This is a genomic window from Cricetibacter osteomyelitidis (assembly GCF_004340985.1).
In the GTDB taxonomy this organism is placed as follows: domain Bacteria; phylum Pseudomonadota; class Gammaproteobacteria; order Enterobacterales; family Pasteurellaceae; genus Cricetibacter; species Cricetibacter osteomyelitidis.
Map to the genome: position 1 here is coordinate 1 of NZ_SLYB01000044.1, position 14,629 is coordinate 14,629.

Annotated in this window: 14 protein-coding genes and 1 CRISPR repeat array; of the genes, 8 read left to right on the forward strand and 6 right to left on the reverse strand. The window is 41.1% G+C overall.

What is annotated here, in order from left to right; all coding sequences use genetic code 11:
• Window positions 1-96 precede the first annotated feature (96 nt).
• Window positions 97-666: a CRISPR direct-repeat array (repeat unit 32 nt; unit sequence CCAGCTACCTACGGGTAGCTGTGAGTTGAAAC).
• 79 nt (window positions 667-745) lie between these two features.
• Both EDC44_RS12440 and EDC44_RS12445 read right to left on the reverse strand, forming a co-directional pair.
• Complete coding sequence (locus EDC44_RS12440; protein ID WP_131979573.1) at window positions 746-2,302, reverse strand: peptide ABC transporter substrate-binding protein; 1,557 nt, start codon at window positions 2,300-2,302, stop codon at window positions 746-748.
• Between the two features lies 1 nt (window position 2,303).
• Window positions 2,304-2,654: a RidA family protein gene (locus EDC44_RS12445; protein WP_131979576.1), complete on the reverse strand. Its 351-nt coding sequence runs from the start codon at window positions 2,652-2,654 to the stop codon at window positions 2,304-2,306.
• A gap of 103 nt (window positions 2,655-2,757) precedes the next feature.
• On the opposite strand from EDC44_RS12445, the gene guaA reads away from it, so the two are divergent.
• From guaA to recC, 7 genes are all read left to right on the forward strand, one after another.
• On the forward strand, window positions 2,758-4,308 hold the full coding sequence (gene guaA, locus EDC44_RS12450) for a glutamine-hydrolyzing GMP synthase (RefSeq protein WP_131979579.1): 1,551 nt from the start codon (window positions 2,758-2,760) through the stop codon (window positions 4,306-4,308).
• A gap of 67 nt (window positions 4,309-4,375) precedes the next feature.
• Entirely contained in the window at window positions 4,376-4,996 is a 621-nt protein-coding gene (locus EDC44_RS12455; protein WP_131979582.1) for a DUF1919 domain-containing protein, read from the forward strand.
• 212 nt (window positions 4,997-5,208) lie between these two features.
• Complete coding sequence (locus tag EDC44_RS12460) at window positions 5,209-5,727, forward strand: type II secretion system protein (RefSeq protein ID WP_131979585.1); 519 nt, start codon at window positions 5,209-5,211, stop codon at window positions 5,725-5,727.
• Window positions 5,720-6,415, forward strand: a complete 696-nt coding sequence (locus tag EDC44_RS12465; protein WP_131979588.1) for a PulJ/GspJ family protein — start codon at window positions 5,720-5,722, stop codon at window positions 6,413-6,415. Before EDC44_RS12460 ends, EDC44_RS12465 begins: the two co-directional genes overlap by 8 nt.
• 11 nt (window positions 6,416-6,426) lie before the next feature.
• The gene (locus EDC44_RS12470) at window positions 6,427-7,113 is read left to right on the forward strand and encodes a DUF2572 family protein (RefSeq protein WP_165870268.1); all 687 of its coding nucleotides are present in this window, start codon (window positions 6,427-6,429) and stop codon (window positions 7,111-7,113) included.
• Window positions 7,094-7,399 carry a DUF5374 domain-containing protein gene (locus tag EDC44_RS12475; protein WP_131979594.1) on the forward strand — a complete coding sequence of 102 codons (306 nt, stop codon included), beginning with the start codon at window positions 7,094-7,096 and terminating at the stop codon, window positions 7,397-7,399. The genes EDC44_RS12470 and EDC44_RS12475 overlap by 20 nt, the downstream gene beginning before the upstream one ends.
• Window positions 7,400-7,497: 98 nt before the next feature.
• Entirely contained in the window at window positions 7,498-10,827 is a 3,330-nt protein-coding gene (gene recC, locus EDC44_RS12480) for an exodeoxyribonuclease V subunit gamma (RefSeq protein WP_131979597.1), read from the forward strand.
• Window positions 10,828-10,858: 31 nt separating this feature from the next.
• Here the strand turns inward: recC and EDC44_RS12485 are convergent, their stop codons facing one another.
• Window positions 10,859-11,326, reverse strand: a complete 468-nt coding sequence (locus EDC44_RS12485; protein WP_131979600.1) for a threonine/serine exporter family protein — start codon at window positions 11,324-11,326, stop codon at window positions 10,859-10,861.
• 1 nt (window position 11,327) lies between these two features.
• Window positions 11,328-12,092, reverse strand: a complete 765-nt coding sequence (locus EDC44_RS12490) for a threonine/serine exporter family protein (protein WP_131979603.1) — start codon at window positions 12,090-12,092, stop codon at window positions 11,328-11,330.
• Between the two features lie 187 nt (window positions 12,093-12,279).
• Between EDC44_RS12490 and EDC44_RS12495 the strand changes: the two genes are divergently transcribed.
• On the forward strand, window positions 12,280-13,455 hold the full coding sequence (locus tag EDC44_RS12495; RefSeq protein ID WP_131979606.1) for a sugar transporter: 1,176 nt from the start codon (window positions 12,280-12,282) through the stop codon (window positions 13,453-13,455).
• A 65-nt stretch (window positions 13,456-13,520) separates the two neighbouring features.
• Here EDC44_RS12495 and EDC44_RS12500 read toward each other — a convergent pair whose 3' ends face one another.
• Window positions 13,521-14,390 (reverse strand): hypothetical protein, encoded by an 870-nt coding sequence (locus EDC44_RS12500; RefSeq protein WP_131979609.1) that lies wholly within the window; start codon window positions 14,388-14,390, stop codon window positions 13,521-13,523.
• Window positions 14,390-14,629: hypothetical protein (locus EDC44_RS12505; RefSeq protein ID WP_131979613.1), on the reverse strand; the 240-nt coding region annotated here is incomplete at its 5' end. The genes EDC44_RS12500 and EDC44_RS12505, both read right to left, overlap by 1 nt.

Below are 14,629 nucleotides of genomic sequence, written 5' to 3' on the forward strand. Positions count from 1 at the left end.
ATAATTATGCTCGTCCACATCAATATCTTGATGGACTCACTCCGATTATTTAAAAACAACCTATCAGGGACTGAAAAATTTGTTGACCACTACACACCAGCTACCTACGGGTAGCTGTGAGTTGAAACAGCTTCACCGATTAACTCCAGCCCGCGTTGAGTGGCCAGCTACCTACGGGTAGCTGTGAGTTGAAACTAATTTTATTTTAATCCCTTTAAAACCCTCACAATTCCAGCTACCTACGGGTAGCTGTGAGTTGAAACAAATCATCAAACCCAATGTGAACGCCCTTAAAGGCCAGCTACCTACGGGTAGCTGTGAGTTGAAACCAATTTGCCTACGTTTGTTGCCGACCAAATTTACAAACCAGCTACCTACGGGTAGCTGTGAGTTGAAACAATCTAGTATGCAGTGGGATATTGAAGGAAGCTGGTGCCAGCTACCTATGGGTAGCTGTGAGTTGAAACGACACGGCGCAAACCAAGAATCCGTGATGTATTTGCAGCTACCCACAGGTAGCTGTGAGTTGAAACTTTTATTTTCACTTAATAGGTGATCGGGCTTCAATGCAGCTACCCACAGGTAGCTGTGAGTTGAAACTGTTTCGGTGAGTATGTTGGAATTAAGCTCATTGGCAGCTACCCACAGGTAGCTGTGAGTTGAAACGCCCTTGTAATGCTTGCCACCGGTAATAGGGGGCAAAGCAGCTGCTTCGCGCAGCTGTGAGTTGAGACACGTCTTGATTTTATCTATCCCGCCATAAATCCTTGCTATAAATTACTTCTGTCGGGTTTTCTACGTTATAGCCTTTCAGGTTTGATTTAATATGAACAGGTTTCATATATTGAAAAATTGGTAAAACAACAACATCATCACGCAAAATTTGATAGATCTGTTGATAAAGTGCGGTGCGTTTTTCCTCAGTTATTTTTTTATCTAAAGATTGTTCCAATAATTTGTCGATATCCGGATTATTGTAACCTGTTTTATTATCAGGGCTTTTTGAATAAGCCAGATTTAAAAAAGCGGACGGATCATTGTAATCTGCACACCAACCGGAACGGATCAGCTGAAAATCGCCTTTCATTCGTTTTTCCAAGATCTTGGTTCGTGGTTGCGGGTCGGCTTCAATACGGAGCAAATCAGATTGTGACCAGGCTCGAATTAATCGATTAGCAATATCTGAGTGCGGTGCTGTGTTGTCATAAGTCAATCGCAATTTAAGCGGGTTAGTTTCACTAATATTGAAAGAAGTGAACAGCTGTTCCAATACGGTGGGTGCCCAACTGCGTTCATCTTCAAATTGCAGATTTTTTGGCAAATAGCTGCCATTGGCTCGTGCGTTAATATTTTCATTTTGTACTATGCTGATAGGCGAGATCATCGAAACTAAAGCTTTTCGCACCGCACTTTCTTTTAGCATCGGATCCTTGAAATTAAATTCATAGAAATAAGTGCAAAGTTGCGGGAAATTGACCGCACTTTTCGATTGCGTCACCAGCGGATTATCCACCCAATCAATATTCGTCAGCGCTTGTTGTGTCGTAATTTTTTGATATTGTACTTCAGAAAACGCCACGGCGGCATTATTCCAATAGTGAAGATTTTTTTCTAATTGAATAATATTACCGTTTTGCGATTTCAACTGATAAGCTCCATTGCCTACAAATTTTTGTACCGGTTCGCCGTAACGAGGTAATAAGGCAACATGAGCCAGCATTTTAGGCAAATAAGGTGTTGATTTATCTAATTGAATTTGTAGCGTATGATCATTTAATGCGTGCACGCCAAGCTGTTCTACGGGCAGTGTTTTTTCCAACACCGCTTGAGAATTAGCCAAATTGATAAATTGCAGATAATGTTTTAATTTGCTGTCAGATAACGCTAATTGCTGCCAAGCACGCACAAAATCGTGGGCGGTGAGTGCTTCGCCGTTAGACCACTTAATATTCGGGCGTAAGATAAAAATCCAGGTTTTATTATCCTCGCTTTGCCATTTCTCTGCGACGGCTGGCACAATATTACCGTTGCGATCATAAATTACCAAACCTTCCAGTAAATCGCGCAAGAAAGTCATTTGCTCCGCATTATTCGCTTGCAGCAAATTTAACGTAAGATCGCTATAAACGCCGCGAGTAAGCCTGCGTTGTTCTTGTTCTTGCAGAATTTTTTGTTGCGCTATGACTTGTTGTTGCAATAATTCTAAGGATACTGGGCTGGTTTCGGTTTGCTTGGGATTATCATCACAGGCATTCAAACCGAAAATTATCGCAAAAAACACCGCACTTTTATTGAAATTCATATTAAACCGCAGCAGTAATCACAATTTCAATTTTCCATTCCGGTGCGGCAAGTTTGGCTTCCACAGTGGCACGGGTTGGGACGTCGGCATTATCCACCCATTCATCCCAAGCCTGATTCATTTCTGCATAATCCGCTATATCAGCCAGAAAAATTTGTGCATTTAAAATATTGGCTTTGTTCGATCCTGCTTCAGCCAATAGTTTGTCGATTAATCCCAACACCTCTTTGGTCTGTTCATAAGCACTGCCTTGCACTGTTGTTTCCGGCACTTGACCGGCTAAATAAATCGTTCCGTTGTGGATCACCATTTCAGATAACCGCTTTCCGCAGTGAAAACGTTGGATTGTCATTTTGTATTCCTTTTCATTCGAGTAATTTGTCAAATTATAATGAAAAACGGCATAGATTACAGTATAATCGCCCAAATTTATTTGTTATTTGAGAGAACTTGTAATGAACAACATTCATCAACATAAAATCCTGATTTTAGATTTCGGTTCACAATATACTCAACTGATTGCACGTCGTGTACGTGAAATCGGTGTGTACTGTGAATTATGGGCGTGGGATGTTACAGAAGAACAGATCCGCGAATTTAGCCCGACCGGGATTATCCTTTCCGGCGGTCCGGAAAGCACCACCGAAAATAACAGCCCACGCGCACCTGAATACGTGTTTAATGCCGGCGTGCCGGTATTAGGTATCTGCTATGGTATGCAAACTATGGCAATGCAGCTTGGCGGTTTAACCGAAGGCTCTGATCACCGCGAATTCGGCTATGCACAAGTGGAAGTGCCACGCGGCGATAAACTATTAAGCGATTTAGGCGAAGCATTAGACGTATGGATGTCACATGGCGATAAAGTTACCCGCTTACCGGCTAACTTCCATATTACCGGTACAACGCCGACTTGTCCGATTGCTGCAATGTCGGATGAAACCCGCGGTTTTTACGGCGTGCAGTTCCACCCGGAAGTCACCCATACTAAACGCGGTTTGGAATTATTAACCAACTTCGTGGTGAAAATCTGTGGCTGTGAAACTAAATGGACGGCTGAAAACATTATTGAAGATGCGGTTGCACGTATTAAAGCACAAGTGGGCGATGATGAAGTGATTTTAGGTTTATCCGGCGGCGTAGATTCTTCTGTTACCGCATTATTATTGCACCGTGCAATCGGCAAAAACTTGCATTGCGTATTCGTAGATAACGGCTTATTGCGTTTAAATGAAGGCAATCAGGTGATGGACATGTTCGGTGATAAATTCGGCTTGAATATTATTCGTGTAAATGCTGAAGAGCGTTTCTTAAGTGAATTGGCCGGAGTTGATGAACCTGAGGCTAAACGTAAAATTATCGGCAAAGTATTCGTTGATGTGTTTGATGAAGAATCACACAAACTGAGCAACGTAAAATGGCTGGCTCAAGGCACAATCTATCCGGATGTGATCGAATCCGCCGCCAGCAAAACAGGTAAAGCGCACGTAATCAAATCACACCACAACGTAGGCGGATTACCGGATTATATGAAACTCGGTCTTGTAGAACCGTTACGCGAACTGTTTAAAGACGAAGTACGTAAAATTGGCTTAGCATTAGGCTTACCGGCTGAAATGCTAAACCGCCATCCATTCCCGGGACCGGGCTTAGGCGTACGCGTATTAGGTGAAGTGAAAAAAGAATACTGCGATTTATTACGCCGCGCAGATGCGATTTTTATTGAAGAACTCTATAAATCGGACTGGTACTACAAAGTAAGTCAAGCGTTTACCGTGTTCCTACCGGTGAAATCCGTTGGCGTAATGGGTGATGGTCGTAAATATGATTGGGTTGTGTCACTACGTGCAGTAGAAACCATAGACTTTATGACCGCACATTGGGCGCATTTACCGTACGATCTGTTAGGTAAAATCTCTAACCGTATCATCAACGAAGTAGATGGCATTTCCCGTGTGGTGTATGACGTGAGCGGAAAACCGCCTGCAACGATTGAGTGGGAGTAACTTTTGTAGGACGGCTATATGCCGTCCTTTTATCATTGTATTAGAACATTATTTATCAAAAAATCCTATGTTTCATTTAATTAAAAAAGCTACTAATAAATCTTTGCGTAAATTTATTAACGCGATAAATCGTTGGCGGTTGAAAAATCATTCTATGTCGGTGATTTCAAGTAATTGTAACGGGGCGTTGATTTTGCATGATTTGGGTGAAAAATTTAATTCGCCTTTTGTAAATTTGTGTCTTTTGCCGAAAGATTTTATTAAATATTTACAAAATATTGAACATTATATGAAGGCGGAGCTGCATTTTGAACAAACGGATAAGCCTTATCCTGTTGGTAAGTTGGATGATTTAACCATTTATTTTATGCACTATCACTGCGAACAGGAAGCGAGAGATAAATGGATAGAACGCACGGCACGCATGAATTTAGACAATTTGTTTATTTTAATGACGGATCGTGACGGTTGCAGTTATGAAGATTTACAGGCATTTGAGCAATTGCCCTATAAAAATAAAATTGTGTTTACACATCAAAAATATCCTGAAATTTCTACCGCACTTTATGTTCCGGGATTTGAAAATCAAGGACAAGTAGGAGATTTGTTTGAGTTTTCAGGTTGTTCCGGCAAGAAATATTATGATCGATTAGATTATGTAGCTTGGTTTAACGAGGTTAGAACCTAATAATATCTAAGAAAAAATAATGAAAATGTACTTCTATTTGTAGAACCAATTGAAACATTTATAAATTAGGTCTTAAGGTTATATATAATTAATTTACTTAAATTTATAATATGCTCTTTTGTGATCTCGCTTCCAAAATTTTCCTTCAATTTCCACTATTTCTTTTCTTTCGTTTTCCTCTCCCTTAAAGTGCGGTCAAAAAAGGGAGAAATATGCTTAAAGGTTTTACCTTATTAGAATTATTAATTGCCATGCTGATTGTCAGTATCGCTTTGCTATTTGCCTTACCGGCATGGCAGAAAAGCAATGAACAGGCGGTATTGTTGAAAGAACGGCATAAATTGCATTTGTTTTTACGCCAAATTCAAGGGCGGGTGGAAAATTCTACGGATATTTGGTTTTTGGTGCCGAATCGGGATTTGGCTAAACAGCGTTGGTGTTTGACCGCTCAACTAAAAAGCGACAGCATTTGTGATTGCTTGAATCCGCAAACCTGTCCGAACAATGTATCCGCCCAATTCTATTATCCTTATTTCCCCGAACAAACGATGTTGGTGAGTAAAAAATATTATCCACAGGAAATTTCCCGTTTAAACGGCACAAGAGATACGGTGTCCACCGTCTGTTTTATTTTGCAGGCAGGAAACAGCAGAACGTTGTTTTCGTTGTTTAATGTAGGCAGCGTGAAGTTGAAAGATTATCAATCCATGAGTGCTTGCGTAAATGATTAAAGCCAAATTATTTAGGGGGCAAAGCCTATTAGAACTAATGATTTCCCTAGCGTTGTCAGTATTTTTGCTAATGACGATTTTGACCTTTTACAGCCATACCCAACAGCAAAACCATCGATTGTTAGACCAATTACAACTGCAATCTGAATTGCATAAAGTATTGCAGGTGATGGCAAAGGATATTCGCCGTACAGGATTTCGGGCGAAACACGAAAAAGTGCTGAATAATAATTTAAGCCTATTTGAATTAGATGCACCGCATAAAAGCATCAATATACCCAAGCCTGACTGTGTACTGTTTTTCTATGATCTTAATGCAGACGGTTGCATTGGTGTGCAGAAATCAGGCGTATGTTTGAACGGATCGCAAAATGCCACTAAAACTATTGAAAGCGAATTATTCGGCTATCGGTTAAATCAACAAATGGTAGAAACTCGTTTGACCTATAAAAATGCCATCAGTCAACGTTGTGAGCAGGCGGAATGTCGTAGTTATTTGGCGGAACAGGCTTGCACTAATAACGGTGGTTGGACGGATTTATTGGATAACAGCGAATATGAAATCACTGAGCTGAAATTTGCTTGGTTAGGCGAGAAAGCACTGGAAGTACGCATAAAAGGACGGTTGAAAAATCAACCAAATCTAATATATGAAGCCAATACGGTTATTCCCTTATTAAACGAATGAATGAGAAAAATATGAAAATCAAAATATTCCCCAAATCCGGCATAATGACTCTAACCCTATTAATTATGCTCAGCAGTTTGTTATGCTTATTGCTATTATTTGATGATGATAACCTGCGGTTGCACAATACAATAGTTTCCCAACGGCAACGCTATGTAGCGGACAGCCAATCATTACAGCAACAATCCCGTGATAATCCGCAATACACCTGTCAACAGATTCCTTTACAACAAACGGGTAATGTGTATTTGGTTACATTAAATTCAGGGCGGGATGAAAGCGGGTTGCAACAGTTTTTTTATTGTGAACGCAGAGCCTTATTTAAACGCAGTCCTACAAAAAAAACTTATGAAAAACAATTTGATGTGTATATCGACCGAGAAAAAATCGCCCAATTTACACCGCACTTTGTGACCCCGCAAGACGGCAAACAATCCATCGCAACACAGCTTTATTGGTTTAAAGAAGCAGAGGCAAAATGGGAAATCAACAGTAATGTGAACGGCGTGATTGTGGCGGAAGGTAATTTGACGGTGACCGGCAAGGGCAAAATCAGCGGTACGGTGATTCTAGGCGGAACGCTCACGCTGGAAAATGTCACGTTGAGTTACAGCAAAGCAAAAGTCACGACCATTATTCAGCAATTTAGCGAATGGCAATTAGCGGAGAAAAGTTGGTATGATTTCAAACCGCTTTAAATTATATAAAGGGATGAGTTTGGTCAGTTTATTGTTTACGCTCACGGTATTTAGCGGAATATTTTTTATCGTAAATCAATGGACGGCATCACAACGGCAAATCGGAATGGAAACCTATCAACGCTATCAGGCCATTCAAATCGCAGAAAATCAAAAACAGCGACAGTTCGTCGGTTTACCTTGCCAATCGCAGGTCTCACAAAACCAGTTGAAATTTGATGTGCTATGTTCTGTAGATAAAGTCAAAGTGCGGTATTTTTTTCAGAAAAAATGGGTGGAGTTGTAGAAAAGGTTATCGTATTATTTGACACGGTTCGTTATCTTACAAATGAAGAAAATATGCTATGATAACTTTCATTTTCGTCAGCAATTAATGGATGTTCTATGCTCACCATCTACCATTCCAACCAAGTTGAAATCCATAAAGAATTATTAATTCATTTAATGGAAGTTGATCCTCTTACCGATCCCTTTGAATCGGAAGTCATTTTGGTGCAAAGTCCGGGGATGGCACAGTGGTTGCAGATTCAGATTGCAGAGAAAAAAGGCATTTCAGCAAATTTAAAATTTCCGATGCCGGCAAGTTTTATTTGGCAACAATATAATAGCAATTTGCCTGATGTACCGGCTCAAAGTGAATTTGCTAAAGATACAATGGTGTGGCGGTTAATGGCATTGATTCCGCACTATTTAGAACGAGAGGAATTTCAAAGCCTTGCCGGTTATTTGCGGAAAAATGAACAATCTCAACAACATAAACTTTATCACTTAGCCTGTAAAATTGCGGATTTATTTGACCAATATCTTGTGTATAGACCTGATTGGATTAAATATTGGGAGCAAAATCAACCGCACTTTATCGAAAGTCAAATCAAACAATGCTTACCGCCCCATTCCAATGACACGTTATTTGCTCAAATTCATCAGGATATTGCTTGGCAGGGTGTGTTGTGGCAAGCCTTGGTTTCGGATGTGCTTCAATCTATCGGTAAAACGGAACCTCGACACCGAACCAATTTGCATTTGCAATATCTCAATCAGTTGAAAAACGGCAAAGCCAAAAATCTGCCGAAACGTCTGTTTATTTTCGGTATTTCCGCCTTGCCGAAAGTGTATTTGGAAACCTTCCACGCAATGAGCAAGCATTGCGATGTGCATCTGTTTTTCAATAATCCTTGTCGTGCTTATTGGGGCGATATTGTGGATGAACGCTATCTGCAAAAATTGGTTTCCCGTCACCGCACAGACTATTATTCGCACGAAATATCGCCGTTGATTTCTGATGAACAGCAGAATTTATTTAATACGGAACAATATGAGCTCACTGCTGACGATGAAAAATTACAAATCGGCAATCCGTTGTTGGCTACTTGGGGCAAATTAGGGCGTGATTTCTTGCATTTATTGACGGAGATGGAGCCTAACGAAATCGCTGCTTATGCGGAAAATCAAAGGGATGGCTTATTGCAACAGGTGCAAAACCGTATTTTAGATTTAGTACCGCAATCGGCAGAAAATCCGTTAAATTGGCAAAAAAATGACCGCACTTTAACGTTCCATTCTTGCCATAGTCCGATGCGGGAAGTGGAAATCCTGCACGATCATTTATTACAATTATTTCAACAAAATCCTGAACTCACCCCAAAAGATATTGTGGTAATGGTGGCGGATATCGATCAATATGCCCCTTATATTCAAGCGGTATTCGGTCAATATCAAGCACCGAAAGAGCATTTTAAGGGCGATCCGCAACATATTCCTTATTCTATTTCCGACAGCAAACTCACTGCCAATGATGTGTTGGTTGAGGGATTTTTATCCTTGCTGAAGCTGAAAGAAAGTCTGTTCGGTGCGGAAGATGTGTTGGCGTTTTTAGATATTCCGGCCATTCGCGAGCGTTTTGCCATTGAAGCCGATGAGTTGCCGAGAATCCGCAGTTGGGTAGCGCAGGCGGGAATCCGTTTCGGTTTGGAAAAAACACAGCAACATCATAACTATAATGCGTGGAAAGCGGGACTTGAGCGAATGTTGCTGGGTTATGCAATGCGGGAACAAAACGGCATTTGGCAGGATAACGTCGGCTTTGACGCGAGTTATGGTTTGAAAGGTCAATTAACAGGATCATTGGCGGAATTTATCGAACAGTTGTATCAATGGCAGTTGGTGTTACAGCAAAATCATAACATTCAACAATGGTGCGAGCAGTTACTTTCATTGGTGGATCAATGCTTTGCAGAAAACAGTCAAAATACGATAACCTTATTGAAAATCAAAGAAAGTATTAATGAATTGCGGGAAATCCCCTTTAAGGAATTGATTGAAAGCGATGTGATCGCCGATGTGCTGACGGCAAAATTAAGCGATACGCAAAACAGTTTGAAATTTTTAGTGGGCAGAGTGAGTTTTTGTACGCTATTGCCGATGCGGGCGATTCCGTTTAAGGTGATTTGTCTGTTGGGAATGAATGATGGCAGTTATCCCCGCCAGCAAACGCCGAACAGCTTCGATTTAATGCACTATCACCGACAAAAAGGTGACCGCTTCCGCCGTGACGACGACCGTTATTTGTTCTTGGAAGCCTTGCTGTCTGCTCGCGAGCAGTTATATATCAGCTATGTGGGCAAATCTATTATTAACAATCAAAAACTGGAACCGTCGGTGTTGGTAAGTCAGCTGCTGACATATTTAACGGATAACAGCAATGCGACCACGGATGATTTGATTCACAATTATTCGATGACGATTTTCAGTGCAAAAAACTTTGATAAAAACCACCGCTCTTTTGCCAAACAATGGTTGCCGGTGTTGCAAGGCACGGAAGTTAAACCCTTTAATCAACCCATTCCGGCACAATCTGACGAAACTAATGTGATTGATTTGCAACGCTTAATTGAATTTGTGCAACATCCGGTGAAATTTTTCTTTGAAAAACGCCTTGGCGTGTATTTTCGTAATGAACAGGATTTGATCGCGGACAGCGAAAATTTCACCTTGGACGGTTTGGAAAAATATCAAATTCGTGGTGAGTTATTGAAATTTTCCGATGCCGAGTGGCAGGATTATTTTGCCCGTTTAAAAGTGAAAGGCATTCTGCCACGAGCGGAGTTCGCCACGGTTTATGCCGACGGTTTACAGACGGATATTGCGGTGTTAAAAACGACATTAGCGGATTATTTGGTTCAATCGGCACAATCGCTAACCTTAGACTTACCTGTTGACATCGATGGACGAACCGTGCATTTGCAAGGCAATATCGGACAATTATACGGCGAACTGACACAGCGGATTGATTGGCGAGTAAGCAATGTGCGGGATAAAGATCGCATTCAAAGCTGGCTTTATTATTTGGCTTTACAGGCTCACTCCGAAAGCGAAATACCACCGGCATTGTTTTACGATAAAAACGGCAAAGTCACGGCTACGAAAACTTTGGATAAATCCACCGCACTTGAGCAATTAACGCGCTATATGCGAGATTATCTGCAAGGTGAAACCCAACTGCAAATTGTACCCAATGAGAATATCGGCAAGTATTTGGCGTTAATCGCCGATGAAAGTGCGGTGGATTTTGAACAATGTTTAGCGCATTTGGAAGCGATTGCCGAACCTTATAATCGTGTGCCGGATTTATATTGGCAACGTTTGTTAGTGCAGGCTGAATTAGATTTTGCGGACATTAATCAACGGGTTAAAGATTGGTTTGGCAATATGTAAGGTGGACGGAATGTCCACCGATTTCAACAGCCTAAACTACCGGTCGATTCCGATAAAATAGCAATCCCGGCAGTGCTAATCCGAATACTAACGCACCTAATATAAACGCGGTTTTAATAAAATAATCAATCATTTGAATAAAAAGCGCTTCGCTGTAACCGTAATGTTGAATTTGCACAATGGCCAACATGGCTTTATAGGCATAAACACCGGGGATCATCGGAATAATTGCTGCCACGGTAAAGACTTTAGGATGAGCCAAATAGCGTTGAGATAAATACACACCGATAAAACCGATTAAGCTGGATGCAAAAAATGTACTGAAAGTCAGCGGAACGCCGAATTGTTGAATAAGCAGGGTGCGTAATCCGTGCCCAAGTGCGGCTAAAATTGCACAGTATTTTAAGGCGCTGACCGGCACATTAAACAGCAAAGCAAATCCCACCGCCGGAATTGCGGCAAAAAACATATCATCTAATAATCTCAATAATAAGTCCATTCTAGTTTCCCCAATCCGTGATATTCAGTAAACTCAAGGCAAATACGATACCGATACAGGCTCCAAAAGTTAGCACTGTGGCAATAGTCCAGCGAGCCAGCCCCATATTGGTGTGACCTTTTAAAATATCGGCAATGGAATTGACCAAAGGAAAACCGGGGACTAACAATAATACGCTGGAGGCCAGTGCAATTTGCGGATCGTTGCCCCATTGATATTTCAGACCGATACCCGCAATCAGCGAAGCTACAAATGCAGTGGCAGCAAACACAATCAAGGAATTATAGTGCAATTTGGTCAGTTGCTGACGTACAATCATTGCCCCGGCAGATGCGATAAACGTGAGCAGAAAGGTGATCCAATCCGCTCCGGTTAAATGAGCAAAACAAGCACAGGATAGCCCCGCCATTAAGGCCACAAGCCAGTGGGGGTATTTTTCCATTGAAATATGTTCTAGTTTTGACCGCACTTTGTCGAGATCATAGATCTTATGTTCTGCCGTAATCACAATACGCTGCACTTCCGTCACCACCCGCATATTAATACCTTTATCTATATTTTTACGGGCGGTGGTGATGCAATGCCCATTATTTAGCGTGGTGACAATCACCGCATTGGGTGTTAACGCACATTCCACGCTTTCCATCCCTAATGCAATGCCCAAACGGTGGGTCATTTGCACAATCACCGCACTTTCAGCGCCGTGTTGTAACAACAATAAAGCGGTTTGCACGCATAAGCGGGTAACTTTTCGTTGTTTATCCATTAGATTTTTCCAATTAACTCGAATTGGGTAATTATAAACTTTTTATTATCAGAAAATTTGTTTTAGCTCAAAAAAGGATAGATTGGGTTAGTGCAAATTATGCGGTTAAATTAAGATGATTTTGCTGTAAAATCGTACTTAAACGTGTAAAATACGCTCCCTTAATTTTGATTTTTGTTGGAAAGCTATGTTAGATCATAAAATGGTGAACCGAATTGCTTTTATGCGGGTAATTGTGTTTGCCTTTAGTGCCTTTATTTTTAATACCACTGAATTTATTCCTGTGGCGATTTTGTCTGATATTGCTCAGGGTTTTGATATGCCGGTTTCCCAAGTAGGCTTGATGATCACGGTATATGCGTGGATTGTGTCGCTAATGTCGCTGCCGTTTATGTTATTAACGGCAAAACTGGAACGTCGCAGTTTATTGATTAAACTATTTATTTTATTTATCGCCAGCCATATTTTGTCTGCGGTGGCGTGGAATTTCTGGGTTTTATTGCTTGCCCGTGCCGGTGTGGCGATGGCTCACGCGATCTTTTGGTCAATTACCGCTTCTTTAGTCGTGCGGGTTGCCCCGCGAGATAAAAAATCCCAAGCATTGGGCTTATTAGCAATGGGAACCGCACTGGCAATGGTATTAGGGTTACCTTTAGGGCGTATTATCGGTCAATTATTAGGTTGGCGAATGACCTTTGGGTTAATCGGTATTATGGCATTTGTGGTGATGATCTTTATTTTTCGTTTATTACCGAATTTACCGGCGAAAAATACCGGGTCGCTTAGCAGCATTCCAACATTAATGAAACGCCCGCTATTAATGGGCTTGTATGCGTTAACCATTGTGATGGTATCCGCACACTTTACTGCATATAGCTATGTGGAACCTTTTGCGATTAGTGTGAGCAAAATGACTGCCACACAAGGCACGGCGTTATTGTTAGTATTTGGCGTATCAGGTGTGGTGGCAAGTTTATTATTTAACCGCTTCCATCGTTTAGGACCTAATAAATTCTTAATGCTGATGATGCTGCATTTATTGGTAGGATTGGCATTATTATTGCCGCTAAGCGACAATATTGTTGCAATGTTCTTATTGATTTTCGTGTGGGGGATTGGAATTTCCGGCATCGGCTTAGTCTTCCAGTTGCGGGTGCTGCAATATGCCCCGGATGCCACTGATGTCGCCATGTCGATTTTTTCCGGTATCTACAATATTGGTATCGGCGGCGGTGCGTTAATCGGTAATCTCGTAATGCACAATTTAGGTATCACCAATGTGGGTTATGTAGGGGGCGGTTTAGCTGCTGTGGGAATCATAATGTTCCTATACATTCACTTTAACTATCAGAAAATTAAGTAAAAATTAACCGCACTTAATGAAATCAAAGTGAGCGCCCCAAAAGTGCGGTCTGATTTTAATAAGTTTTACCGTTCATCCCCGTATTTTTCAAGCCAGGCTTGGATTTTTGCTTCGGTTTTCTTTTCGTTATAGCCCAAGGTTGGGAATAGGCTGAAGCGATAGAACCAGCGGAAGTAATCCTGCCAAATGGTTTTTTGTTTGTTGAAATAGTGGGCAAATTCTATATCGGGGTTGGAAGCTCTTAAATAATCCACAATAAAATCGCGTAGGTAATAGCTTTGATATTCGCACACGGGGCGATACGCACCCAGTGCTACCGAGGCTTTTTTATTGCGTGCGGGATTTTCATAAGGAATATCCATAATCAGGCAGCTCATGGCATCCCGATTCAGCCAAGAGGAATGAAAATCCGTTTGCAGAAAGTAGATTAAACGTTGTTCGTTCTGCTTTAAACTTTCGGGGTATTGTTTAATATAAAATCTGCCCCACCATTGAAAATAAATCAGGCGGCGTTTAGCGTCAATACGCACCGGGCGGGCATTGGGTAGGCAAAGTAAAATAAACCAGAAAATAGGGAATAGGATATAAAACCAGCCGTAATAGATTGCATCAGGGTGTTTATTTAGCATTCTCATTTTAAAATCTAAATAGGCTTCTGGAGTTATTGGTGTTCCTGACACTTCCATTCCTCCACTGACTAGTTGCCAAGTATCTTCTAAAGCCCAATCAACAGAAATAGCCCATTGAATATCGTTATACATGCCGGTTTTTGACATAATATCATTAAGGGTTATAACGGTTACAATGATAAACCAAGGCCAAACCAAAATGGCTTTAAAATAACTTAAGTTATAACGTGTGATTTCCAGCACGCCATTGCCCAACGGTTTCACATTACGCGAAACCATATCCGGAGTGTAGTTCGGTGTGTTCATTAATAATTTCCTTCCAAGATAATTTCACCTTCAAAATAATCGGCACGGTGCTTTTGCCAGAAGGTATCGGTTTTTTCGCCCAGTTTCGGGTATTTTACTTTAACCACAAAAATATCAACACCGGGTTTAGGGACACTTTGTGTTTCCACAACCTTAATAGATTTATAACCTCGAAACAGTTTTTCTGTCGAAAGATCAATCAGCACATTGCCCCGGTGTTCGGTTCGTTTTGGTGTGAT